The sequence below is a fragment of the Sphingomonas sp. LY54 genome (assembly GCF_035594035.1).
GTDB lineage: Bacteria > Pseudomonadota > Alphaproteobacteria > Sphingomonadales > Sphingomonadaceae > Allosphingosinicella.
On sequence record NZ_CP141588.1, the window covers coordinates 1,319,326 to 1,344,013 of the forward strand.

The 24,688-nt window shown below is 68.9% G+C and carries 22 protein-coding genes; 14 read left to right on the forward strand and 8 right to left on the reverse strand.

Annotation, left to right across the window (positions count from 1 at the left end; translation table 11 throughout):
- Window positions 1-90: 90 nt before the first annotated feature.
- The 3 genes from pdxH to SH591_RS06690 are packed head-to-tail and all read left to right on the forward strand — an operon-like array spanning window position 91 to window position 2,392.
- Window positions 91-669: a pyridoxamine 5'-phosphate oxidase gene (gene pdxH / locus SH591_RS06680; protein ID WP_324751340.1), complete on the forward strand. Its 579-nt coding sequence runs from the start codon at window positions 91-93 to the stop codon at window positions 667-669.
- Window positions 666-1,610: a cation diffusion facilitator family transporter gene (locus tag SH591_RS06685; protein ID WP_416385214.1), complete on the forward strand. Its 945-nt coding sequence runs from the start codon at window positions 666-668 to the stop codon at window positions 1,608-1,610. Before pdxH ends, SH591_RS06685 begins: the two co-directional genes overlap by 4 nt.
- Complete coding sequence (locus SH591_RS06690) at window positions 1,607-2,392, forward strand: PhzF family phenazine biosynthesis protein (protein WP_324751056.1); 786 nt, start codon at window positions 1,607-1,609, stop codon at window positions 2,390-2,392. The genes SH591_RS06685 and SH591_RS06690 overlap by 4 nt, the downstream gene beginning before the upstream one ends.
- Here SH591_RS06690 and ypfJ read toward each other — a convergent pair.
- Window positions 2,389-3,285, reverse strand: coding sequence for a KPN_02809 family neutral zinc metallopeptidase (ypfJ, locus tag SH591_RS06695; protein WP_324751057.1), 897 nt, complete (start codon window positions 3,283-3,285; stop codon window positions 2,389-2,391). The two genes, SH591_RS06690 and ypfJ, sit on opposite strands and share 4 nt — an antisense overlap.
- Window positions 3,286-3,395: 110 nt before the next feature.
- On the opposite strand from ypfJ, the gene SH591_RS06700 reads away from it, so the two are divergent.
- The 5 genes from SH591_RS06700 to SH591_RS06720 all read left to right on the forward strand — a co-directional run bounded on the left by SH591_RS06700 (window position 3,396) and on the right by SH591_RS06720 (window position 8,923).
- A complete protein-coding gene (locus SH591_RS06700) occupies window positions 3,396-4,175 on the forward strand; it encodes a 3-hydroxybutyrate dehydrogenase (RefSeq protein ID WP_324751058.1) in 780 nt (259 codons plus the stop codon).
- Window positions 4,176-4,225: 50 nt separating this feature from the next.
- Complete coding sequence (locus tag SH591_RS06705) at window positions 4,226-4,870, forward strand: DUF4893 domain-containing protein (RefSeq protein WP_324751059.1); 645 nt, start codon at window positions 4,226-4,228, stop codon at window positions 4,868-4,870.
- An 11-nt stretch (window positions 4,871-4,881) separates the two neighbouring features.
- Window positions 4,882-6,198 carry an amidohydrolase gene (locus tag SH591_RS06710; protein ID WP_324751060.1) on the forward strand — a complete coding sequence of 439 codons (1,317 nt, stop codon included), beginning with the start codon at window positions 4,882-4,884 and terminating at the stop codon, window positions 6,196-6,198.
- 12 nt (window positions 6,199-6,210) lie between these two features.
- Window positions 6,211-7,191 carry an alpha/beta hydrolase gene (locus SH591_RS06715; RefSeq protein ID WP_324751061.1) on the forward strand — a complete coding sequence of 327 codons (981 nt, stop codon included), beginning with the start codon at window positions 6,211-6,213 and terminating at the stop codon, window positions 7,189-7,191.
- A 157-nt stretch (window positions 7,192-7,348) separates the two neighbouring features.
- On the forward strand, window positions 7,349-8,923 hold the full coding sequence (locus SH591_RS06720; protein WP_324751062.1) for an MFS transporter: 1,575 nt from the start codon (window positions 7,349-7,351) through the stop codon (window positions 8,921-8,923).
- Here the strand turns inward: SH591_RS06720 and msrA are convergent, their stop codons facing one another.
- Together msrA and SH591_RS06730 are read right to left on the reverse strand one after the other, a co-directional pair.
- Window positions 8,924-9,544, reverse strand: a complete 621-nt coding sequence (msrA, locus tag SH591_RS06725) for a peptide-methionine (S)-S-oxide reductase MsrA (protein ID WP_324751063.1) — start codon at window positions 9,542-9,544, stop codon at window positions 8,924-8,926.
- Window positions 9,545-10,486, reverse strand: coding sequence for an aldo/keto reductase (locus SH591_RS06730; protein ID WP_324751064.1), 942 nt, complete (start codon window positions 10,484-10,486; stop codon window positions 9,545-9,547).
- Between the two features lie 158 nt (window positions 10,487-10,644).
- On the opposite strand from SH591_RS06730, the gene SH591_RS06735 reads away from it, so the two are divergent.
- The 4 genes from SH591_RS06735 to SH591_RS06750 are packed head-to-tail and all read left to right on the forward strand — an operon-like array spanning window position 10,645 to window position 17,373.
- The gene (locus tag SH591_RS06735) at window positions 10,645-12,033 is read left to right on the forward strand and encodes a TIGR03013 family XrtA/PEP-CTERM system glycosyltransferase (protein ID WP_324751065.1); all 1,389 of its coding nucleotides are present in this window, start codon (window positions 10,645-10,647) and stop codon (window positions 12,031-12,033) included.
- Window positions 12,033-14,111 carry an XrtA/PEP-CTERM system histidine kinase PrsK gene (gene prsK / locus SH591_RS06740; RefSeq protein WP_324751066.1) on the forward strand — a complete coding sequence of 693 codons (2,079 nt, stop codon included), beginning with the start codon at window positions 12,033-12,035 and terminating at the stop codon, window positions 14,109-14,111. Before SH591_RS06735 ends, prsK begins: the two co-directional genes overlap by 1 nt.
- Window positions 14,108-15,469 carry a PEP-CTERM-box response regulator transcription factor gene (gene prsR / locus SH591_RS06745; RefSeq protein ID WP_324751067.1) on the forward strand — a complete coding sequence of 454 codons (1,362 nt, stop codon included), beginning with the start codon at window positions 14,108-14,110 and terminating at the stop codon, window positions 15,467-15,469. The genes prsK and prsR overlap by 4 nt, the downstream gene beginning before the upstream one ends.
- A complete protein-coding gene (locus SH591_RS06750) occupies window positions 15,466-17,373 on the forward strand; it encodes a tetratricopeptide repeat protein (RefSeq protein WP_324751068.1) in 1,908 nt (635 codons plus the stop codon). The genes prsR and SH591_RS06750 overlap by 4 nt, the downstream gene beginning before the upstream one ends.
- A gap of 21 nt (window positions 17,374-17,394) precedes the next feature.
- Here SH591_RS06750 and SH591_RS06755 read toward each other — a convergent pair whose 3' ends face one another.
- The 3 genes from SH591_RS06755 to hflK all read right to left on the reverse strand — a co-directional run bounded on the left by SH591_RS06755 (window position 17,395) and on the right by hflK (window position 21,037).
- Entirely contained in the window at window positions 17,395-18,945 is a 1,551-nt protein-coding gene (locus SH591_RS06755) for a Do family serine endopeptidase (RefSeq protein WP_324751069.1), read from the reverse strand.
- Between the two features lie 119 nt (window positions 18,946-19,064).
- Window positions 19,065-19,928, reverse strand: a complete 864-nt coding sequence (gene hflC, locus SH591_RS06760; RefSeq protein WP_324751070.1) for a protease modulator HflC — start codon at window positions 19,926-19,928, stop codon at window positions 19,065-19,067.
- The gene (hflK, locus tag SH591_RS06765; RefSeq protein ID WP_324751071.1) at window positions 19,925-21,037 is read right to left on the reverse strand and encodes an FtsH protease activity modulator HflK; all 1,113 of its coding nucleotides are present in this window, start codon (window positions 21,035-21,037) and stop codon (window positions 19,925-19,927) included. Before hflK ends, hflC begins: the two co-directional genes overlap by 4 nt.
- A gap of 293 nt (window positions 21,038-21,330) precedes the next feature.
- Here hflK and SH591_RS06770 point away from each other — a divergent pair, with 293 nt between their 5' ends.
- Window positions 21,331-22,095, forward strand: coding sequence for an Mrp/NBP35 family ATP-binding protein (locus SH591_RS06770; protein WP_324751342.1), 765 nt, complete (start codon window positions 21,331-21,333; stop codon window positions 22,093-22,095).
- Window positions 22,096-22,136: 41 nt separating this feature from the next.
- The gene (locus SH591_RS06775; RefSeq protein WP_322832138.1) at window positions 22,137-22,571 is read left to right on the forward strand and encodes a CoA-binding protein; all 435 of its coding nucleotides are present in this window, start codon (window positions 22,137-22,139) and stop codon (window positions 22,569-22,571) included.
- Between the two features lies 1 nt (window position 22,572).
- Here the strand turns inward: SH591_RS06775 and SH591_RS06780 are convergent, their stop codons facing one another.
- Both SH591_RS06780 and SH591_RS06785 read right to left on the reverse strand, forming a co-directional pair.
- On the reverse strand, window positions 22,573-23,334 hold the full coding sequence (locus SH591_RS06780) for a 3'(2'),5'-bisphosphate nucleotidase CysQ (protein WP_324751072.1): 762 nt from the start codon (window positions 23,332-23,334) through the stop codon (window positions 22,573-22,575).
- Complete coding sequence (locus SH591_RS06785) at window positions 23,327-24,673, reverse strand: TldD/PmbA family protein (RefSeq protein WP_324751073.1); 1,347 nt, start codon at window positions 24,671-24,673, stop codon at window positions 23,327-23,329. The genes SH591_RS06780 and SH591_RS06785 overlap by 8 nt, the downstream gene beginning before the upstream one ends.
- Window positions 24,674-24,688 lie beyond the last annotated feature (15 nt).

Sequence of the window (24,688 nt, forward strand, 5' to 3'; positions counted from 1 at the left end):
CCTGATTTGTCCAAAGGGTTTGCACGGCCGAATAAGACGGTCAATCGCTCGGGAGTCGACACGTCGCGCAAAAAATCGCAATTGGCTGCCATGCTTCACGATCCCGATGCCCTCTTCGAGCAGTGGCTGGCCGAGGCGGAGAAATCCGAGCCGAACGACCCGAATGCGATGGCGCTCGCCACCGCCGACGCGCAGGGCCGGCCTTCGGTGCGGATGGTGCTGCTGAAGGGCCATGACGCGCGCGGCTTCGTCTTCTACACCAATCAGGACAGCCGCAAGGGCAACGACCTGGAGGCGAACGCCCAAGCCGCCTTGCTCTTCCATTGGAAGTCGCAGCGCCGCCAGGTGCGGATCGAAGGCGCGGTCGAGCCGGTGAGCGCGGCCGAAGCCGACCTCTATTTCGCGACGCGCAGTCGGGATTCGCAGCTCGGCGCCTGGGCGTCGGAGCAGTCGCGGCCGCTGGACCGGCGCGAGACGTTCGAGGCGCGCTACGAGGAAGTCCGCGCCCGCTTCGACGGCGGCGACGTGCCGCGGCCGCCGCGCTGGTCCGGCTATCGGGTCGTGCCCGAGCGGATCGAATTCTGGAGCGACCGCGCCCACCGCCTCCACGAGCGCCGCCTGTTCACGCGGTCGGGCGACGGGTGGAGCGAAGGATTGCTCTACCCGTGACCGACGCCGAGAAGGAACGCGGCAGGCTGACCGCGCGCGCGGCGCTGGCGAGCGTCGCAATGGCGCTCTTCCTGCTTCTGCTGAAGGCGTTCGCGGCCTGGCACACCGGCTCGGTCGCGATGCTCGGCTCCCTCGCCGATACCGGGCTCGATTTGCTTGCATCCTTGGTGACACTGTACGGCGTCCGCGTCGCGGCCGAGCCCGCCGACCACGACCACCGCTTCGGCCACGGCAAGGCCGAGGCGCTGGCGGCCCTGTTCCAGGTCGCACTGATCACCGCCTCGGCGGCGGGCATCGCCTGGCGCGCGATCGTTGCGCTGACCGAGGACCGGACCACCGCCGACGCCGAATTCGGCATCGGCGTCTCGATCGTCGCCATTGCCGCCACCTTCGGCCTGCTTGCCTATCAGCGCCGCATCATCGCCCGGACCGGGTCGCTCGCGATCCAGGCCGACAACGTCCATTATCAGAGCGACCTTTTGCTCAACCTGTCGGTGATCGCGGCTCTGGTGCTCGACCAGTATCTCGGCCTCACCGGCGCCGATCCGGTGTTCGGCATCGCGATCGCATTGTGGCTCGCCTGGGGCGCGTTCAAGGCGTCGAGCCACGCGATCGACCAGTTGATGGACAAGGAATGGCCCGAGGAGAAACGCCAGCGTTTCCTTGCCGCCGCTGCCGGCCATGGAGAGCTTCGCGGCATTCACGATTTCCGCACGCGCCGCGCCGGATCGCGCGATTTCGCCCAGTTCCACATGTATGTCGATCCCGACATGAGCGTGCGCGACGCGCATCGCGTGATGGACGAGGTCGAGGCGCTGATCGCCCGCGACTTCCCCGATGTCGAAGTGCTCATCCATCTCGACCCCGAGGGCCATATCGACCATCCCGGCAACAAGCTCGTCGAGACCGACGTCACCCCCTGGTTCGGGAAACGCCCATGAGACTCCGCTTCGTCCAGGTCGACGCCTTCGCCGACCGCCCGTTCGCCGGCAATCCCGCGGCGGTCATGCCGCTCGACGCCTGGCTCCCCGACGATGTGATGCAGGCGATCGCGGAAGAAAATAACCTCAGCGAGACGGCGTTCACCGTTCCTGCCACTGGCGACGCGGACTACGAGCTGCGCTGGTTCACGCCGACGACCGAAGTGGCCTTGTGCGGCCACGCTACTCTCGCGAGCGGCCATGTCCTGATCGAGGGCGATCAGGTGCGGTTCCGTACGCGGAAGGCAGGCGTGCTGACCGTGGGCCGCGACGGCGACGCGCTGACGCTCGATCTGCCGCAAACCCTGGTCCGTCCCGACCGGCACGAGAGCCTGCTCGACGCGCTCGGCACGCCCGCCGGCGGAGTCCACCTGTCCTATGCCGGCGCCGAGGCGACCGCGATCATCCTGCTCGACAGCGCCGACGCGGTCCGCGCCTGCGCGCCCGACATGAAGGCTTTGGCCGGGATCGACCTGATGGCGATCGTCACCGCACCGGGCGACGGCGGCTATGACGTCGTCAGCCGCGTCTTCGTCCCGGCATGGGGCGTGGACGAGGATCCGGTGACAGGCTCGGCCCATGCCGCGCTGACGCCCTTCTGGTGCGACCGGATGGGCGGCGACAGCTTCACCGCCTTCCAAGCGAGCCGCCGCGGCGGCGTCGTGCGCTGCCGCCGCAAAGGGGAGCGCGTCGTCCTAGGCGGCGAATGCGTCACGGTGATCGAGGGCGAATATCTTCCCTAGACATTAGCCGCACTGAACGTGTCGCACTGCGCGGGATCGCCGCTCTCCAGGCCGCGCCGCAGCCATTGCATGCGCTGGGCGCTCGATCCGTGGGTGAAGCTCTCCGGCACCACCCGGCCCTGGGCCGCACGCTGCAACGTGTCGTCGCCGATCGCCTCGGCGGCGCGCATGCCCTCCTCGACGTCGCCCGGCTCCATCCGCTCGCGGTTGCGGGCCGCCCACACGCCGGCATAGCAATCGGCCTGCAGTTCGACGCGCACCTGCACGGCATTGGCCTGGGCTGCGGGCAGGCGCTGCTGTTGCTGGCTCGCCTGCTCGAGGACGCCGGTGAGGAATTGGATGTGGTGGCCGACCTCGTGCGCGATCACATAGGCCTGGGCGAAATCGCCGGCCGCGCCGAAGCGGTTCTGAAGCTCGGAATAGAAGCTGGTATCTAGATAGATGCTGTTATCGGTCGGGCAGTAGAAGGGGCCCATCGCCGCCTGCGCTGCGCCGCAGCCCGATTGGCCGCGGCCGTCGTAGAAGATGAACTGCGCCGGCCGGTAGGTCTGCTGGCTTTCGGTGAAAATCCGGCCCCACGTATCCTCGGTCGAGGCCAGAACCTGGCAGGAGAAGCGGCTGGCCGCATCGACCGCGCAGGCCTGCGCCGCGCTGTTGGCACCCTGCGTCGCCTGGTGCGGGGCGACCTGGCTGCCGCCGCCGAGCATGCCGAGCGGATTGCCGCCGAGCAGCATCGCCCCCACCGCCAGGACGATGATGCCGAGGATGCCGAACCGGCTCGCGACCAGGCCGAACAGCAGCCCGAACATGCCGCCGCCTCCGCCCCCGCCGCCGAATTTCATGCCGCGCTGATCGCCGACATTGTCGCTAGTCCGATAGTCGTCGAGGCGCATCGCCGGTCCTTTTCGTTGCTGGGCCGAAGCGAGAATGCGCGGACAGGGCGGCTAGTTGCATTCCCGCGGGGACGGACCGAAAAGGCGGCACGTCCCAGCGGAGAAAATACGTGTTCCTCAAAGGCAAGACCGCCCTCATCACCGGATCCACCTCCGGCATCGGCCTCGCGATCGCCCGTGCCTTCGCTGCCGAGGGCGCCGACATCATGCTCAACGGCTTCGGCGACGCGACCGAGATCGAGACGATCCGCCGGGACCTCGAGAGCGGCGTGCGGGCGCGCTACAGCGACGCGGACCTCACCAAGGCCGAGGCGATCGAGGCGTTGATGCGGCAGGCCAAAGAAGAACTCGGCGGCGTCGACATCCTCGTCAACAATGCCGGCATGCAGCATGTCGCGCCGATCGACGAATTCCCCGTCGACAAATGGGACCTGATCATCGCGCTCAACCTCTCCGCCGCCTTCCACACGACGCGGCTCGCGCTGCCGGGCATGAAAGCCAAGGGCTGGGGCCGGATCATCAACACCGCATCGGCCCACTCGCTCGTCGCCTCGCCCAACAAGGCGCCCTATGTCGCGGCCAAGCACGGCATTGCCGGCATGACCAAGGCGGTCGCGCTCGAGGCCGCGCAGAGCGGCGTCACCGTCAACTGCATCAGCCCGGGCTATGTCTGGACGCCGCTCGTCGAGAACCAGATCCCCGACACGATGAAGGCGCGCGGCCTCACCCGCGAGCAGGTGATGAACGACGTCCTGCTCGCGGCCCAGCCGACCAAGCAGTTCGTCACCGTCGAGCAGGTCGCCGCGCTCGCCGCCTTCCTGTGCCGCGACGAAGCCTCGGCCATCACCGGCGCCAACCTGTCGATGGACGGAGGCTGGACGGCGCAGTAGAAGTACGGCTGGCAACCGGCGGAAGATCGGTGCCGTCACAGGGGAATGCAATGAAGCTGGCCTACCTCCCGCCACTCGCGGCTCTTGCGCTCGGCGCGTGCGCGTCCGACGGGAACCGCGCCACGGCGACCCCTCCCGGCGCATCGGCGTCGCCCGACTGGCGCTCGATCGCGACGGACAGCGACCGCGAGCGGTTGCGCCAGTGGCGCACTGCGTTGGTCCGCGGCCTCGATAAAGCGCAGAAGGCCGGCCACGCCGCCTCCCTTTCGGAGGAAGGCAAGTTGCTGCAGCCCGATTCGGCGATCGCTTGGCGCGATCCGCGGGCCGGCGACTATCGCTGCCGCGTGATCAAGGTCGGCGGCAAGACCGAGGGCATGCTCGATTATGTCGCCTATCCCGCCTTCGCCTGCCGGATCCGCGTCGAGAACGGGCTGATGAGCTTCGCCAAGCTCTCCGGGTCGCAGCGGCCGATCGGCCTGTTCCTGCCCCATACCAGCGAGCGCATGGTCTTCCTCGGCACGCTCCAGCTGGGCGACGAGCATCGCGCGCTGCAATATGGTCGCGACCGCGAGCGCGACATGGCCGCCCTTGTCGAGCGGATCGGCGAGCAGCGCTGGCGCCTCGTCTTCCCCTACCCCCATTTCGAATCCACGGTCGACATATTGGAGCTCGTCCCGGCCGGCTCCGACTCCTGAAGGAAGACATCATGCGAAGCTATTTGATCGGTGCCGCGTTGGCACTGGTGATGACGACCGCGCCCGCCGCCGCAGCCGACCCGATCCGCGACGCCGTCGCGGCCGATCTGCCGTCTTTGCTGACGATCTACCGCGATCTCCATGCCCATCCCGAGCTCAGCATGCAGGAGACGAAGAGCGCGGCGAAGCTCGCCGCCGAGGCCAAGAAGCTCGGCTTCGAAGTCACCACCGGCGTCGGCAAGACCGGCGTGGTCGCGGTGATGAAGAACGGGCCCGGCCCGGTGCTGCTGATCCGCGCGGACATGGACGCGTTGCCCGTCGACGAGCAGACCGGCCTCCCCTTCGCCAGCAAGGTGCGCGGCACCAGCACGGCCGGCGTCGAGAGCGGCATCATGCACGCCTGCGGCCACGACACGCACATGACGACCTGGATCGGCACCGCCCGCCGCCTCGCCGCGATGAAGAATCAATGGTCGGGCACGGTGGTGATGATCGCCCAGCCCGGCGAGGAAACCGGCGAGGGCGCCAAGGCGATGCTCGCCGACGGTCTGTTCACCCGCTTCCCGCACCCGACCCACGCGATCGCCTTCCACGACGCCGCAGTGCTCCCCGCCGGCGTGGTCGGCGTCTCGCCCGGCTACGCCACCGCCAATGTCGACAATGTCGACCTGATCGTGCGCGGCGTCGGCGGCCACGGCGCCGCCCCGCACGCGACACGCGACCCGATCGTGCTCGCCTCGCGCATCGTCGGCGCGCTGCAGACCTTGGTCAGCCGCGAGCTCGACCCGACCGAGCCGGCAGTGGTGACGGTCGGCAGCTTCCATTCGGGCGCCAAGCACAACATCATCTCCGACGAGGCGACATTGCTGATGACGGTGCGCAGCTATGGCGCCGGCGCGCGCCAGACCCTGCTCGACGGTATCGCCCGCATCGCCCGCGGCGAAGCGATCGCCGCCGGCCTGCCCGAGGACCGCATGCCGATCGTCAAGATCGAGCGCGACAACACGCCGGCGGCGCGCAACACCGATCCGTTCACCGAGCGGATGGCCACCGTCTTCACCGAGCGTTTCGGCGAAGCGCGCGTCGAGCGCACCAAGCCTTCGATGGTCGGCGAGGATTTCGGCCGCTACCACCTCGCCGATCCCAAGATCCAAAGTCTGCTCTTCTGGGTCGGCGGCACGCCCAAGGCCAAGTGGGACGCGGCCGGCGGCGACATTTCCAAGCTGCCCAGCCTGCACAGCCCGTTTTGGGCGCCGGACGCGGAAGCCGTGATCGCAACCGCGACCGAAGCGATGACCGCCGCCGCGCTCGATGTTCTGAAGAAATAAGGCCGGTCGCGCGTGCGAATCGCGCCTGGCCTGATGCTGTGCGCCAGCCTGCTTGCCACGGGCTGCGCGACCGTTCCGCCTTATGCGGCTTCGGCCCCGTCGGTCGCGCGCGAGGTGTGGATGGGCGAGGGCGACGCGGCGCTGGCCGGGACCTTGCTGACGCCAAAGCCGGCGCGGCACGAGCCCGTGCTGATTCTGCCAGGATCGGGCCCGACCGACCGCGACGGCAATAATCCGCTCGGCGTCACCGCTCGGCCGCTCGGGCTGCTGGCGGAGGGGCTGGCGGCCCGTGGGATCGCCAGCCTGCGCGTCGACAAGCGCGGGATCGCCGCCAGCGCCGCGGCCGCCCCGTCCGAAGAGAGTCTGCGCATCGACGCCTTCGCCGCCGACGCCCGCGCCTGGGCGGCGGAGCTGCGCCGCCTGACCGGCGCGCGCTGCGCCTGGCTGCTCGGCCACAGCGAAGGCGCCCTCCACGCCTTGCTGGCCGCGCAGGACAACAAGGATGTGTGCGGTCTCGTGCTGGTCGCTGCGCCCGGACGCAACCTCGCCGACATATTGCGCGAGCAATTGCGCTCCAACCCGGCCAATGCGCCGATCCTGGAGCAGGCGCTGGCGATCGTCGCCGAGCTGGAAGCGGGCCGTCTCTACACGGGCGACATGCATCCCGGCCTGATCCCGCTTTTCCGCCCCAGCGTGCAGCCGTTCGTCATATCGATGATGAAGGTCGACCCCGCCACGCTCGTGCGCAGCTACAAGGGGCCGATCCTGGTGGTGCAGGGCACGACCGATTTCCAGACCGCGGTGGCGGACGCCCGGCGGCTTTCTGCAGCCCGCCCAGGCGTCAAGATCGCGATCATCGAGGGCATGAACCATGTCCTGAAGAGCGCCGCCACCGATCGCGCTGCCAATGCGACCACCTACGCCGCGCCCGAGCTGCCGCTGGCGCCGGGCCTCGTCGAGCGGGTCGTGGCCTTCATCGGCAGCGGGCGGTGAACGCGCCGGCGGGGAACCGAAGCCGTCCCCGCCCTTTCAAGCCTCGACGCGGCACGCGACGCCGCGCCCTTGCGAAAGGCGGCCTTTGACTTCCCCATCGACCGCGCCGCTCGCGCCGCTGGCCCACCCCGTTTTCCGGGCGGTCTGGATCGCTAGCATGGCGTCCAATTTCGGCGGCATGATCCAGGCGGTCGGCGCCTCGTGGATGATGACGTCGATCGCGCCCTCGGCCGAGATGGTGGCTCTCGTCCAGGCCTCGACGACGCTGCCGATCATGCTGCTGTCGCTCGCATCGGGCGCGATCGCCGACAATTACGACCGGCGTCGGGTGATGCTGGCCGCACAGATCTTCATGCTGACGGTCTCGGTGGCGCTCGCGGCCTGCGCCTGGCTCGACCTGATCACGCCTTGGCTGCTCCTGCTCTTCACCTTCCTGGTCGGCGTTGGCGCCGCGTTCCACGGTCCCGCCTGGCAGGCCTCGGTCGGCGACATGGTGCCGCGGCAGGACCTGCCCGGCGCGATCGCCCTCAACAGCCTCAATTTCAACATCGCCCGCAGCCTGGGCCCTGCAGTGGGCGGCGCGATCGTCGCCGCGGCGGGGGCGGCGGTGGCCTTCGCCGTCAATGCGCCGAGCTATATCGCCCTGATCACGGTGCTCGCCCGCTGGCGTCCGGTCCGGCCGGAACGCAAGCTGCCGCGCGAACGGCTCGGCGTCGCGATGGGCGCGGGCGTCCGCTACGCGGCCATGTCGCCCTCGATCGGCGCGGTGCTGGTGCGCAGCCTGATATTCGGCTTCGGCGCCAGCGCGGTCAGCGCGCTGATGCCGCTGGTCGCGCGCGACCTCATCGGCGGCGAGGCCCTGACCTTCGGAATCCTGCTCGGCGCATTCGGCGTCGGCGCGGTGGCAGGCGCCTTTTCCAGCTCCAAATTGCGCGCCATCTTTTCGTCCGAGAGCCTGGTGCGCATGTCGTGCCTCGCCTTCGCCGCGGCGGCCGCGATCGTCGGCTCCAGCTCCACCCTGCTGGTCACGACGCCGGCCCTGCTGGTGGCCGGCGCCGCCTGGGTGCTGGCGCTGTCGACGTTCAACGTGACGGTCCAGCTCAATTCGCCGCGCTGGGTCGTCGCCCGCGCCCTGTCGCTCTACCAGATGGCCGCGTTCGGCGGCATGGCGGTCGGCAGCTGGATCTGGGGCATGGTCGCCGAGGATTACGACATCCAGGCCGCCCTCCTGGGCGCCGGAGCGGTGTTGGTGCTCTGCACCGTCGCGGGGCTGAAGCTGCCTTTGCCGTCGACCGCCGAGCTCAACCTCGATCCCTTGCGCGAATGGCGGCCGCCCGATCCGGCGATCGACATCCAGCCGCGCAGCGGGCCGCTGGTGGTGACGATCGAGTTCCGCATCCGCCCCGAGGACGTCCCCCAATTCCTGTCGGTCATGGCCGAGCGGCGCCGCGTCCGCCGCCGCGACGGGGCGCGCCGCTGGACCTTGCTGCGCGACGTCGCCGACCCGCACTTGTGGATCGAGCGTTTCCACCTCGCCAACTGGATCGAATATATCCGCCACAACAACCGGATGACCCATGCCGATGCGTGGGCCACCGGCGCCGCGCGGGAGCTGCACCAGGGGCCGGAGCCGCCCGTGGTCCGGCGGCTGATCGAACGCGAACCCGATTATCAGGAGCAGGGCATCGCCGATTTGACCGAGCCGCTCACCGACCCGCGCCGCTTCGGCTGACTATCCGCCCCAGACCTCTTCGAGCCGCGCGTCGCGGCCGCAGCGATAACGGTAGAAGCGGTATTTGAGCTTGTTCTTCTTGTAATAATCCTGGTGGTACCCCTCCGCCGGCCAGAAGCGGGCAGCGGCCAGGACCGGCGTCACCACGCGGCCGCCCAATTGGCGGTTGGCCTCGGCCTTCGCCGCTTCGGCAGCCTGGCGCTGGGCGGGATTGGCGACGAAAATGGCGGTGCGATAGCTTTCGCCGCGGTCGCAGAACTGGCCGCCGGCGTCGGTCGGGTCGACGGTGCGAAAGAAATGGCTGGCGAGCCGGCCGTAGCTCACCTTGGCTGGGTCCCAGGTGACCCGCACCGCTTCATAGTGACCGGTGCCGCCGACCGAGACCTGCTCGTAGGTCGGATTGGCGACGCGTCCGCCAATATAACCGGACACCGCCGAGAGCACGCCCGGCACCTTCTCGAAATCGGCCTCGGTGCACCAGAAGCAGCCGCCGGCGAAGACCGCGCTCTCGGTGCGCGCGGACGGCGCCGCCGCCGTCGCTTCGCCGCCGCCGGGCAAATCGGAGCCCGAGCCGCAGGACGCCAACATGATCGCCGCGATGGCGAAGGATTTCCGGCCCATCTAATCCTCCCGCGAGGCCGCGTTCAGCAAATCCCGATGGCCCGGGCTGAGCTGCAGTTCGACCGCGCCGAGCAAATCGTCGAGCTGGTCCAGGCTGGTGGCGCTGGCGATCGGCGCGGTGACGGCCGGCTGGGCGGCAAGCCAGGCCAAGGCGACTTGCGCCGGGGTGGCGCTTAAGTCGCCGGCGACTTCGTCCAGCGCCGCGAGGACGCGCAAGCCGCGCGCATCCAGATATTTCTCCATGCCGCCGCCGCGCGGGCTTTTGCCGAGATCGGCGGCGCCGCGATATTTGCCGGTGAGGAAGCCCGACGCGAGGCCGTAGAACGCGACCATCCCCAGCCCGCGTTCGGCGACGAGATCCGCCAGCGCCCCTTCGTAGCGGCTGCGCTCGACCAGATTGTACCAGGTCTGGAGGACGCTGTAGGCCGCGAGCCCTTCGCGCGCGCTGATGTCGAGCGCTTCGCCCAGCCGGTCCGCCTCGATCTGCGAGGCCCCGAGCACCCGCACCTTGCCCGCCTTCACCAGCCGGTCGAACGCGCCCAGCGTCTCCTCCAGCGGGACGGCGGTATCGTCCTTATGCGAATAATAGAGATCGATATAATCGGTGCCGAGCCGCGCCAGCGAGCGATCCACCGCCTGCGCTATCCAGTCGGCGGAGAGGCCCTTGTCGTGCCCGACCTTGGTCGCGATCAGCACGTCGTCGCGCCGTCCGCGCCGCTTCAGCCACTCACCGATGATCGTCTCGGTTTCGCCGCCCTGATTGCCCGGCACCCACGAGGAATAGACGTCGGCGGTGTCGATCATCGTCCCGCCGCGCGCGACGAAGCGGTCGAGAATCTCGAAGCTGCGCTCGCGATCGGCGGTCCAGCCGAACACGTTGCCGCCGAGCACGAGCGGAGGCGTCATCAGGCCGCTGTCGCCGAGTTGCCGCATCGCCACCATCGCTCGCTCTCCTCGCTGCTCCGGATTTAGATGGGCGCGGCATGGCTCCGCGTCCACCCTTGGCCGCCGTTCAGGGAATCTTTGTCAATTTCGGCGACACTCCTGGCCGTGTCGGAAAAGCTTACACTCTTCTCCGAGGCCGAGGCGGCGGGCCGGACGTGATCAGGATCTTCAAACATTACGTCCCGCACACCGTCCTCTTGCTGTGCCTCGTCGATTTCGCCGTGCTGATGCTTGCGGCCGAAGCCGGCTGGTTGCTGCGGCTCTGGCAGATCAAGAGCGCCGCGGCTCCGGAAATCCACCGCCTTCCCAACATGCTGACCTTCGCGCTGACGCTGCAGCTCACCATGGCCGGCGTCGGCGTCTACGCGGTCGAGGCGCTGACCTCGCTCCGCTATGCCGGGACACGGCTGCTGGTCGCCCTCAGCCTCGGCTTCCTGCTGCTCGTCTTGATCTTCTTCCTGGCACCCTGGCTCAGCTTCTGGCGCTCCAATCTGCTCTACGCGATGGGGATCGCCACCGCCGGCCTGGTCGCGGTGCGCCTTGCGATCGGCGGTTCGCTCGGCAGCGAGATGTTCAAGCGGCGCGTGCTCGTCCTCGGCGCGGGTCCGCGCGCGGCGCGGCTTGCCGCTTTGGCCCGCCAGCCCGGCGCCAGCTTCGCCGTGGTCGGCCATGTCTGCATGGCGGACGGCCCGCCTGCACTCCCCAATTCGATCAACCGTGCCGACATCGACAACCTCTCCCACCACGTGCTGGCGCTCGGCGCGACCGAGGTCGTGCTTGCGCTCGAGGAACGCCGCAACGCTTTGCCGCTGTCCGACCTGCTCCGCGTCAAGACGACCGGCGTCTACGTCAACGATCTGTCCTCCTTCCTCGAGCGCGAGACGGGCCGGGTCGATCTCGACAGCCTCAACCCGTCCTGGCTGATCTTCTCCGACGGCTTCTCCGCCGGCCGCCGCCTGTCGAGCGCAGGCAAAAGGCTGTTCGACGTGCTGGTCAGCGCCGCGATCCTGGTGCTGACGGCGCCTCTCATCGTGGTGACGGCCCTGATCGTGAAGCTGGAGAGCCCCGGTTCGCCCTTCTTCCGCCAGCGCCGTGTCGGCCTTTACGGCCAGCCGTTCGAGATCGTGAAGCTGCGCTCGATGCGGCTCGATGCCGAAGTGGGCGGAGTCGCCGTCTGGGCGCAGAAGGACGATCCCCGCGTCACGCGGGTCGGCCACATCATCCGCAAGCTCCGGATCGACGAATTGCCGCAATGCTGGAGTGTGCTGAAGGGCGAGATGAGCTTCGTCGGCCCGCGCCCCGAGCGGCCCCAGTTCGTCGCCGATCTCGAGGCACGGCTTCCTTATTATGCCGAGCGCCACATGGTGAAGCCGGGCATCACCGGCTGGGCGCAGGTCAATTATCCCTATGGCGCGTCGGTCGACGACGCTCGCCAGAAGCTCGAGTTCGATCTCTATTATGCCAAGAACTACACGCCCTTCCTCGACGTGCTGATCCTGCTCCAGACGATCCGCGTCATCCTCTGGCCAGAGGGCGCGCGCTGATGCTCGGCCTGGTCGGCTTCTGGAGCCACGCGCTCGCCGCCTTGCTCTACGGCGCGCTCGCCATCTGGCAACTGCGCCACTGGAACGGCGACCACCGCAACCGGCCGCTCGTGGCGGCGTTCGCGGTCACTTCGGTCTGGGCGATCTTCGCATCGATGCTCGGCCAGCACCAGTTCCTCACCGGCGTGGCCGAGGGCGCACGCAACTTCGCCTTCCTCGCCTTCATGTACGGCATCGTCCGCAGCGCCGAGCCCGACGAGCGCCAGCGCGCCGTCCGCATCGTCTATTTCACGGTCGCCGCCGTGATCGGCCTCCAGATCATCGTCGCCGGCGTCGTGGCGCGATTTACGGGGAACGCGGAGGCGCAGGCCGCGCTAATCGCGACCGCCAACATTCTCGGCCTGACAGTCGCTGCCGGCGGCCTCGTTCTGGTCCACAATCTCTACGGCCAGGCGAGTCCCGACAGCCGCTGGGGCATTCGCCTGCCGACGATCGCCCTCGCCGGCATGTGGCTCTACGACCTCCATCTCTACACCGTCGCCTATCTGACCCGCGATCCGGTGCACGATCTGCTGGCGATGCGCGGCGCGATCCTGGCCATGCTGGTGCCCCTGTTCACGCTGGCGAGCCGCCGCAACGCCCAGTGGAAGGTGCAGATCTCGCGCGCAGCGACCTTCCAGTCGCTCTCGGTGATCGCGATCCTCGCCTATCTGATCCTGATGATGTCGGCGACGCAGGCGCTGGAACTGATCGGCGGCCACTGGGTCCGAATAGGTCAAGTCAGCCTCGTCTTCGCGATGAGCGTGGCCGCGCTCCTGCTCCTGCCGTCGGGCCGACGCCGCGCCTGGGCGCGGGTCATGCTCACCAAGCATCTGTTCGAACATCGCTACGATTATCGCGAGGAGTGGCTGCGCTTCACCCGCACGATCGGACTCGGCGGCGAGGATGCGGCGCCCTTGAGTGAGCGCGTCATCAAGGCGATGGCCGACATTGCCGGATCGCCGGCCGGCCTGCTGCTCCTTTCCGACGACCAATATCGCCTCACCCCCGCCGCGCGCTGGAACTGGAAGCGCGAGATCGGCCACGGCAGCGCAGCCGACCAGGGGTTCGTCCGCCTGCTCGAGACGACCGGACACATTCTCGATTTCAGCCAGGCCGCGGTCGCCGACGACGACGGCGGGCGGGTCGCTTTGCCCGAATGGCTGTGCGCGGAGGGCGCGGCCTGGGCCGGCATCCCGCTGCTCCACAACGACCGTCTGGTCGGCCTCGTGGTGCTGGCGCATCCGACCATCCGCCGCCCGCTCGACTGGGAAGATTTCGACCTGTTCCGCACCGCTGGCATCCAGGCCGCGAGCTACCTTGCCGAGGCCCGCAGCCAGGATGCGCTCGCCCACGCCCAGCGCTTCGACGAGTTCAACCGCCGCTTCGCCTTCATCATGCATGACATCAAGAATCTGGTGAGCCAGCTCAGCCTGGTGACGCGCAATGCCGAGCGCCACGCCGACAATCCCGAATTTCGCGCCGACATGATCGCGACGCTGCAAAGCTCGGTGAAGAAGATGAACGACCTGCTCGCCCGCCTCGGCCGAGGCAGCCCGAGCGAGGGCGAGACTCTGCGCCCGATCGCCCTTGATCCTTTGCTGACCGCGGTCGCGGCGGCCAAGGCACGGGGTCATCCGGTCGCGCTGGGCGGGGATCACGACCTCATCGTCCGGGCCGATCCGACGCGACTCGAACAAGCGCTGGTCCACATCGTCCAGAACGCGATAGACGCCAGCCCGGCCGGGGAGCCCGTGGTGCTGCGCGCCGAACGCCGCGGCGCCGACGTCGCCATCGAGATTGCCGACCGCGGCTCCGGCATGTCGGCCGATTTCGTCAGCACGCGCCTCTTCCAGCCGTTCGCCTCCACCAAGGAGGGCGGCTTCGGCATCGGCGCGTTCGAGGCCCGCACCCTCCTCACCGCTATGGGCGGGCGGCTCGACGTCGAATCGCGGGAAGGCGAAGGGACGTGCTTCACCCTCTATTTACCGGCGGCGCAGATTGAAGCGCCCACCCAACTCGAACGGATGCGCGCATGAGCGAGGCCAAACCCAAGCTGCTGATCGTCGAGGACGACGAGGGGCTGCAGCGCCAGCTGCGCTGGGCCTATGACGATTATGAAGTGCTGGTCGCCTCCGACCGCGGCGCGGCCGTCGATATGATGCGCGCCGAGGAGCCGGCGGTGGTGACGCTCGATCTCGGACTTCCGCCGGATCCGGACGGGGTCAGCGAGGGCTTTGCCACACTGGAAACGATCCTGACATTGAAGCCCGAGACCAAGGTGATCGTCGCCTCGGGCCACGGCGCGCGCGAAAGCGCGCTGCGGGCGATCGCGTCCGGCGCCTATGATTTCTACCAGAAGCCGGTCGACATCGACCAGCTCGGCCTGATCGTGCGCCGCGCCTTCCAGCTCCACGGCATCGAGGGCGAGAACCGCCGGCTCGAGGAACGGGTCGGCGACGACCGCACCGTGCTCGGCACGATGATCACCGCGGCGCCCGAAATGACCAAGGTCGCCCGCACGATCGAGCGCGTCGCCAACGCCGCCGTATCGGTGATGCTGCTGGGCGCCAGCGGCACCGGCAAGGAGCTGCTCGCCAAGGGCCTCCACCAGGCGAGCGACCGCCGCAGCGGCACCTTCGTCGCGATCAACTGCGCCGCGATTCCGGAGAACCTCCTCGAGGCCGAACTTTTCGGCTATGAAAAGGGCGCCTTCACCGGCGCGATCAAGACCACCGAAGGCAAGATCGAGCTCGCCCATGGCGGCACGCTCTTCCTCGACGAGGTCGGCGACATCCCGCTGCCGCTCCAGGTGAAGTTGCTTCGCTTCCTGCAGGAGCGCGTGATCGAGCGGATCGGCGGGAGGAAGCCGATCGCGGTCGACACACGCATCGTCTGCGCGACTCATCAGGACCTTCCGGCGATGATCCAGGCCGGCAGCTTCCGCGAGGACCTTTACTACCGCCTCGCCGAGATCGTCGTGAAGATCCCCACGCTCGCCGAGCGCCACGGCGACGCGACTTTGCTCGCTAAGCATTTTCTCAACCGTTTCGCTAAGGAAATGAACCCGCAGGTGAAGGGCTTCACGCCGGGCGCGCTGGCGGCGATCAACGACTGGCCGTGGCCCGGCAACGTCCGAGAGCTCGAGAACCGGATGAAGCGCGCAGTGATCATGGCCGACGGCAAGCTGATCACGGCCGAGGATTTGGACCTCGGCATCGGCGAGGATCAGGCGCTACCGGTCAACCTCAAGGCGGCGCGCGAGGATGCCGACCGCAAGGCGATCCGCCAGGCATTGGCCCGCACCGAGAACAATATCTCGAACGCCGCCAAATTGCTCGGGATCAGCCGGCCGACCCTCTACGACCTCCTCAAGCAGCACGATCTGCAGCCATGAGGACGTCCCTCCTCGCCCTCGCGCTGCTGCTGGCCGGCTGCTCGAACGCCGCCCCCGAAGGCGACCCCTATGCAAAGGGCGTAGCGGCGCTGGCGGCCGATGACCCCCGCACGGCCCGGGTTCAGTTCCTCAACGCGATCCAGGCCGATCCGGCCAACGCGGCCGCGCGCGTGATGCAGGCGCGCACCTATCTCGCTTTGGGCGACGGCTCCGCCGCCGAGACCGAAATCGCCGAAGCCATCAAGCGCGGCGTTGCGGCCGAGGACGTGGCACACCTCCTCGCCCATGCCCGCTTGCTGCGCGGAGAGGCGCAGCAGGCGCTGGACGCGCTGCAGCGCGCGCGACCCGAACATGCCGCCGTCACCGCGCGCCTCCGCGCGGAGACACTGCACGCGCTCGGCGACGGCGGCGCCGGCGCGGCCTTCGACCAGGCCATTGCACTCGCGCCGGACGACGCCATCCTGTGGACCGCCGTCGGCCGCTTCCGCCGCGACAACGGCAATCTCGCAGGCGCGCTCGAGGCCGCCGACCGGGCGGTCGGGCTCAAGCCGCGACTGGTGGACGCGCTGCTGCTGCGCGGCGCGCTTACCCGCAGTCAATACGGCCTCGCCGCCGCTCTCCCCTGGTTCAGCCGCGCGGTGGAGGTCGACTCCGCCCATGTGCCGGCTTTGCTCGAGCGCGCTGCCACTTTGGGCGATCTCGGCCGGACGAACGCGATGCTGGCCGATACGCGCAAGGTCCTCAGCCTCTCGGAAGGCAATGAGCGGGCCTACTACCTCCAGTCGACGCTGGCGGCGCGCGCCGGCAAGTTCGAACTAGCCCGGTCGCTCTATGCGCGGACCAAAGGCCGGTTCGACGGCGAGCCGGCGGCGATGCTCCTCTCCAGCGCGATCGACTTCCAGACCGGCAGCATCGAGCAGGCGGCACAAAGACTCGCGCGGCTGATCGACCAGCAACCGGGCAACCGCAAGGCGCGGCGCCTGCTTGCCGCCTCTTATTGGCGGCTGGGCGATCCGGCCGCGACGGTCGCCGCGCTGCGCCCGATCGTCGACCTGCCCGACGCCGATTCCTATTCGCTCTCGCTGATCGGCATGGCGCTGGCCAAACAGGGCGACCGCGATGGCGCCGCCCGCTACCTCGCCCGCGCCGCCCAGCCGCAAAGCCGCAGCCCGACCGCGATCGGCGCGCCGGTGACCTCGGCCGAACTCGCCGAGATCCGGGCCTATGCGGCTTCGCATCCCGGCCATGCACCCGCCCAGCTCCGGCTGATCGGCGCGCTGCTTTCCAACGGCATCGGCGACGAGGCGCTGCAGAGGGCGCTGGCGCTGCAGGCCGCCAATCCCGGCGCGCCCGACGCGCATGTGCTGGTCGGCGACGCGCGCGGCATCGGGGGCGATTTTGCCGGCGCGGCCGAGGAATATCGCAAGGCCGCCAACCTCGCCTTCACCGAGCCGACGGCGATGCGCCTGATCGAAGCGCTGCAGCGCTCCGCCCAGCCGACCAAGGCGGCGCAGGTGCTGCAGCTCTTTCTCCAGCAGAACCCGCAGAGCGTGCCGGCGCGGCTGATGCTGGCCACGCGGATGATGGAGACGCGCGACTGGCCAGGCGCCATCCGCGTCTATGAAGGCCTGCGCCGCAGGCTGGGCGACCGCGACGCGGTGATGCTCAACAATCTCGCCTGGGCCTATTCGGAAGAGGGCGAGCTGGAGGCCGCGCTGCCGCTGGCGCGCAAGGCCTGGAGCCTGGACAAGGACAACCCGGCCACGGCCGACACTTATGGCTGGCTGCTGGTCAAGAGCGGCCGCGACAAGGCGCAGGGACTAGTTCTGCTGGAGCGCGCCGCCCGCGGCGCGCCCACCGACGCCCTCATCCGCCGCCACCTCGAAAAGGCGCGGCGGAGCTGAGGGACGGTCCGTGCGGGCTCCTTAGCGGGCCCGCACGAGATCGACGCCGACATAGGCCGGCGGCGTGTTGCCGCGACGGATGAGGAGCAGCACCGAGGTGCGGCCCGCCTTGCGAACCGCTTCGACGGCCTCGGCTGCCTCTTCCGGCGTCGCCACGGCGCGCTGGCTCACCGACAGGATGATGTCGCCGGCGCGGACGCCCTTCGAGGCGGCATCACTCGACGAATCGACCGACGCGACGACGACGCCGCGGACATTCGTGTCGCTGAGCCGCAGCGAGCGGGCGATTTCGGGCGTGAGCGTCTGGACGGTCACGCCGAGCGACGCACGCGCCGCTTTCTGGCCGGTGGACTGCTGCTCCGACGGCGTGTCGGTCACTTCCTCTTCCTGCTCGGCGCCGCCGAGCTTGGCGAGCTCCTGCTCGGTCGGCCGCTCGGCGACCGTGACGGTGACGCGCTGGCGATTGCCGTTGCGGATCAGGTCGACCGGAATGCGCGAGCCGACCGGCTGCTGGGCCACCAGCCACGACAAAGTCTGGTCCGGAGTGACCTCGCGGCCCGCGACCGCGACGATGACGTCGCCCTGCTGGATGCCGCCGCGCGCGGCCGGGCCGCCGGGCGTGACGCCGCGGATCAGTTCGCCGCGGTTGCGCGGGATGCCGAGCGACTTGGCGATTCCCTCGTCGAGCGGCTGCAGGCTGACGCCGAGATAGCCGCGCTGGAAGCGCACGCCCTTGCGCAGCGCCTCGATGACCGGGCGGGCCTGCTCCGCCGGAATGGCGAAGCCGATGCCGACATTGCCGCCGGTCGGCGAAATCAGGGCCGTGTTGATGCCGATCACGTTGCCGTTGACGTCGAACATCGGGCCGCCGCTGTTGCCGGTGTTGATCGACGCGTCGGTCTGAATGTAGCGGTCATAGGCGCCGGCGCCGATACTGCGGTGCAGGGCCGAGACGATGCCGGCGGTGACGGTGCCGCCGAGGCCGAACGGATTGCCGATCGCCACCACCCAGTCGCCGACGCGGGTGCGCGTGGAATCACCGAAGCGGACGAACGGCAGGTTGGTCGACTTGATCTTCAGCAAGGCAAGGTCGGAGGCCTCGTCGCGCCCGACCAGTTCGGCCTCGAACTCGCGGCGGTCGGAGAGCGTGACCGTGATCTCCTCGACGGTCGCGCCGGTCCGCGCCGGCGAGATGACGTGATTGTTGGTGACGACATAGCCGTCGGCCGAGATCAGGAAGCCCGATCCGAGCGAGCCGCCGCGCTGCGTGACGGGTTCGTCCTGGCCTTCCGGGACCGGCGCGCCGAAGCGGCGGAAAAATTCTTCGAAGCCGGGCGGCAGCGTGCGGCCGCGGCTGACCTGGATGCTCTGCTTGGTCGAGATGTTGACCACGGCCGGTGCCAGCTTGTCAGCCAGGTCGGCGAAGCTCATCGGCGCGCCGGGGCGCGGGGTGGCCGCAGCGATCGTGCCAGGCTCGTTCTGGGCGGTCTGGGCGCCGACCGGGCCGACCGCCAGGGTCGCGGCGGTGCCACCGAGAAGCAATGCGGCGGTGAAGCCATAGACGTAACGCACGATGTCGTTCTCCTCACACTTTTGCGCCCGGACGGGCGGACCCGAACGGGCCTTAATGTCGCGATTCCAAGGCTAGGTAGCGAGGCTGAACGGGGATTGAATGGCCCCGTTCCCTCGCCTCAGCGCCGGCCCTGAAACTCCTTCAGATACTGGTTGCTCGGCGACAGGATGATGCTCGAACGACCCTTCTGCTCGCCGCTGCCGTCCTCGATGAACGTCTGCTCATAGGACTGCATGGCGCGGTAGAATTCGTAGAAGTCCGGATCCTTGCCGAACGCCTCGGCATAGGTGTTGGCCGCTTCGGCGTCCGCCTCGGCGCGGATGATCTGCGCCTGCTTGAGGCCCTGGGCGCGGATCGAGCGCGCTTCCTGCTGACGCGCCGTCTGCATCCGCTGATAGGCGGATTCGAGCGGCGTGCCTTCGGGAAGGTCAGCGCGCTTGATGCGGACATCGACAATCTCGGCGCCATATTGGGCGGCGACGCGATTGAGCGCGCTCTGGATATTGTCCATCATCTGGCCGCGCTCGGGGCTGAGCAAGGCCGCGAACGGCCGCTTGCCGAGCTCGTTGCGGAGCGCCGAGCCGAGGATCGGGCGGAGCTGCTCGCTGACCCGCTCTTCGGTCTTCGCCGAGATGAACATCCGCAGCGGATCGACGATGCGATAGCGCGCGAAGGCGTCGACCTGCAGCCGCAGCTGGTCGGTCGAGAGCACCTGCTGGCGCTCCATGTCGACGCTGAGGATGCGCTTGTCGATGAAGTGGACTTCCTCGGCGAACGGCCAGCGCGCGATCAGGCCGGCGCCGGTCTGCCCGAAGGGAGCGCCGCCCCGGTAGGGGTTGATGATGCGGTCCGGCTCGCCGAAGCGGACGATGACCGCCTGCTTGGTTTCCGGGACGACGGCGAGGCTGCTGCCCGCGACGATCAGCAGGAGGAGGGCGATCACCGCGAGGGCGATCGGGTTGCGGCCGAGACGCTGGATCATCGCGCCGCTCCTTCCTGCGTTTGGGGCTGCTGCTGTTGCTGGCGCCGCGCCACTTCGGGCAGGGCCAGATAGGGCGTCACGCCCGGCGCCTCGATGATCGTCTTGTCCACCTTGGAGAGCACTTTTTCCATCGTCTCGTAATACATGCGCTTCCGTGTAACCTCAGGCGCGAGCTTATACTCGGCATAGACCTTGTCGAACGCCGTCGCCTCGCCCTGCGCCTTGGCGGTGAGCTGGAGCGCATAGGCACGGGCGTCGTTCATATAGGACTGGGCCTGCTGCTGGGCCGCCGACACTTCCTTGAAGGCGTCGTTGACCGCGGCCGGCGGATCGGACTGCTTGATCGCGACGCCCTGGACGCGGACGCCGGCGCCGTAATCGTTGAGCAATTGCTGCATCATCTGCTCGACGCGCTGCTCGACCTCGCTGCGGCCGGCGCCGATAGCGTCGTCGAGCGAAACACCGGCGACGACGGCGCGCATCGCGCTTTCGGCCACTTCGCGGATTGTTTCTTCGGGGTTGGCGATGCGGAACAGGTAGAGCTCGGGGTCGCTGATCGTCCAGCGCACCGAATAAGCCAGGTCGATGATGTTCTGGTCGCCGGTCAGGATCAAATTCTCGACGGCGCGGTCGGTCGAGCCGATATCGATCGTGCGGATCTGCTGGACGTCGACCTTCTGGACGCGATCGATCGGCGCGGGCAGCGAGAAGCCGATGCCGGGCATGAGCGTGCCGCTATAGCTGCCGAGGCGGGTGATCACCCCTTGCTCCTGCGGGCCGATACGGTGGACGCTGGTAAAGAGCACCCAGAGCAGCAGGAAGATGCCGAGGCCGTAGAGCCAATAGGGCTTGCCGTCCGTCGCGGGGAAACGGCCGCCGCCGCCACCGCCGAATTTCTCGCGGCTCTTCTTCAGGAACTCGTCGAGCGAGGTGACATTGCCGCCCGCGCCGGGCCGGCGCTTGCGCGGAGGCTGGCCCCACGGATTGCGCGGTCCGCCGCCGTCGCCGCCGGAGCCGCCGCTTCCGCCAGAGCCGCCGCCCCAGGGGCCACCGCGGTTCTCATTCAACATGGCGCCGAGCCGCGCGCCCCACCCGAAAATCCTGTTCATCACGTCTTTATAGGTATGCCCCTCCGGGAAAAACAGTGCCATCGGCCGACGAAGGTCCTATCCGCGGACGGATGAGCGAAAATAGTGATTCCATTCTCGCGGCGCTCGGACGCGTCCGCGACCCGCGCGGCGGGGATTTCCTCGCCCGCGTGTCGGCGCCGCGCCTCAAGGACAATATTGCCAGCCTGATCCTCGACGTGACCGGCTTCACCGCCGAGCAGCGCGCCGAAAGCGAGCGCTCCATCCGCTCCGCTTTGGTCGGCGTGCCCGGCGTCGCGGACGTCCGCGTCGCGATGACAGCCGACAAGGTCGAGCGCGTGCTGATCGCGATCGGCAGCGGCAAGGGCGGCGTCGGCAAGTCGACCTTGTCGGCCAACCTCGCCGTCGCGCTCGCCCGCATGGGCCACAAGGTGGGGCTGGTCGACGCCGACATTTACGGCCCGTCGCAGCCGCGCATCATGGGCAATCACGAACGGCCCGAGCTGGCCGACAAGCAGATCGTGCCGGTCGAGGCCTATGGCGTGCGGATGCTGTCGATCGGCCAGTTGGTCGAGGCCGGCACCGCTTTGGCGTGGCGCGGGCCGATGATCGCAAGCGCGCTCGGCCAGCTGATGGACGGCGACTGGGGCGATACCGAGCTGATGATCATCGACCTGCCGCCGGGCACGGGCGACATCCAGCTCTCGCTCATTCAGAAGTACAAGCCGGCCGGCGCGGTGGTCGTGTCCACGCCGCAGGACCTGGCGCTGATCGACGCCACCCGCGCGATCGATCTGTTCCGCAAGATGCACGTGCCCGTGCTGGGCCTCGTCGAGAACATGTCGGGCTATGCCTGCCCGCATTGCGGCGAGATTTCCGATCCGTTCGGCGCAGGCGGCGCCGAGGCGGCGGCGAAGGTGATGGCGATCCCGTTCCTCGGTCGGGTGCCGCTGACGCTGAACATCCGACGCGCGTCGGATGCGGGTCAGCCTCCTGCCGCCGGCGAAGGCGAGGAAGCCGATGCGTTCCGCGCGATCGCGACGCGATTGATGGAAGAAGTGAACCGCAAGCCGGCCTGAGCATTGTCCTGTCATCCCGGCGAGGCCCAGAAGGAGACATCATGCCCCTCACCAGCGACCAGGACATTGCCGACCTGCTGAGCCACACCCGCACGATCGCGATGATCGGCGCTTCGGACCGGCCGGACCGGCCGAGCTATGGCGTGATGAAGTTCCTCCAGCAGCACGGCTATCGCGTGCTGCCGGTCAACCCGCAGATCACCGGCGAGCATGTCCATGGCGAATATGTCTGGCGCGAGCTGAGCCAGATCGGCGAGCCGATCGACCTGGTCGACATCTTCCGACGCCCGCAGGCCGCGGGCGAGGCGGTGGACGAGGCCATCGCCGCCGGCGCCAAGGCAGTGTGGATGCAGATCGGCGTGATCAACGAGGAAGCGGCAGCGCGCGCCGAGGCCGCAGGCCTCAAGGTGGTGATGGACCGCTGCCCCAAGATCGAGATACCGCGGCTGGGCGTCGCCCCGGTCGGCGGCTTCTGAGCTAGACGATCGCGAGCGCCCGCGCGCGCAGCCGTTCGACCGCGGCCGCGTAGATCCCCGGGGCCGCGACCAGTACGCCGAACGCCTCGCCGCTCACCGTATTGAAGGCAAAGGGCTGGCCGAGCGCGTCGCTGACCGTCGCGCCGGCTTCCCCCGCAATCAAGGCGGCGGCGGCGATGTCCCATTCGAAGCCCCAGCGCAAAGTCGCGACGACGTCGGCCTCGCCCGCCGCGACCATCGCGATGCGCAAAGCGATCGAATTGGGCTTTTCCACCGCGACCAGATCGGCATCGACCGGCCGGAGCTGGTCGGCCGGCACGCGCGCGCCGACGAACTCGGTGCGATCGCTGGCCTGCAGCCGTGCGCCGTTGCGCCACGCCCCTTTGCCGCGCTCGGCGGTCCAATGCTCGCCCCGCTGCGGCGCATCGAGCACGCCGATGACCGGCACCCGATCCTCGACCAGCGCCACCGAGACGCACCAGCCGGGCCGCTGGCGCAGATAATCGCGCGTGCCGTCGATCGGATCGACCACCCAGGCACGGCGGCGCTCGTAGCGGTCGGAGGCATCGAGCGTTTCTTCGGAGAGCCAGCCGGCCTCGGGATCGAGCGCGGTCAGGCGCTCGCGCAGGAAGGCGTCGACCTCGAGATCGATGTCGCAGACCGGGTGGCCGGGGACCTTCTCCCATTGCTGATAAGGCGTTCCGCACCGCTCTTCCGCGATGCGCCCTGCCTCGCGGACGATCTCTGATACTTTATCAAGCACCGGCGACGGTCATTCCCTCGATCCTGATGGTCGGAACATTGACCGCCCGGCGATGTTCCAGGTCGCTCGCCGGCACGAGCGCACGAAACATGTCGATCAGGTTGCCGGCGATCGTGATCTCGGCGACCGGCCCGGCGATGCGGCCGTTCTCGATCAGGAAGCCGGTCGCGCCGCGGCTATAGTCGCCGGTCACCGGATTGACGCCCTGGCCGATCAACTCGGTCACGTAGACGCCGAGGCGGATGTCGGCGATCAGTTCGTCGACGGTCAGCGTGCCTGGAAGCATGTCGACATTGGTCGCGCTGGCGCCCGGGGTGCCGCCGATGCCGCGGGTGGCATGGCCGGTCGGCTCGCGCCCGAGCTGCCGCGCCGAAGCGCTGTCGAGCAGCCAGCCGGTCAGCCGGCCGCCGTCGACGAGCTTGCTCGGGCCGGTCGCCACGCCCTCGCCGTCGAACGGCTTGGAGCGCAGCCCGCGCCGCCGGTGGGGATCGTCGGCGATCGCCACGCCGGGACCGAACACCGGCTTGCCTTCGTGATCGAGCAGGAAGCTGGTCTTGCGGGTGATGGCCGGACCGGTGATTGCGGCGAGCAAATGGCCGACGAGGCTGGTCCCGACGCGCGGATCATAGACGACCGGCATCGTGCCGCTCGCCACCTTGCCCGGGTTGAGCCGCGCCATAGCGCGCTGGCCAGCTTTGCGCCCGATCTCTTCCGGACCATCGAGGTCCTCGAGCCAGCGGGCGCTGTGGGACGCGTAATCGCGCTGCATGGCGCCGCCTTCGCCGGCGATGACGCTCGCCGAGCCGGAATAGCCGCTGGTCCGATAGGCGCGGCAGAAACCGTGGCTGGTGGCGAGCGCGATCACCGAGCGGCCGGCCGTGACGCCGGCGCCTTCGCTGTTGGTGATTCCGGGCACGGCGCGCGCGGCGTCCTCGATCGCCAGCGCCATTGCCTTCAATTCGGTCGGCAGCGGATCGCGGCCGTCGTCGCCCTCGACGTCGGCGCCGCCCTCGCGCAGCAGCCGATCCTCGGGGGCGAGGCCGGAATAATGATCCTCGGGCGCCTCGCGCGCCATCGCCGCCGCGCGCTCGACCAGAGCCGCCAGCGCTTCGGAGGAGAGATCGGAAGAAGACACGCTGGCCGAGCGCCGGCCGACGAAGAATCGGAGCCCGATATCCTCGCCCTCGGAGCGCTCGACATCCTCGAGCTCCCCGAGCCGGACCTGGACCCCGGTCGACGCGTCGCCGACATAGAGGACATCGGCGGCATCGGCCCCGGCCTTGCGGGCGGCTTCGATCAGGGCGGCGGCGCGCGCCTCGGCTTCTTGAACGCTGAGCATGGACGCGCGCTTAAG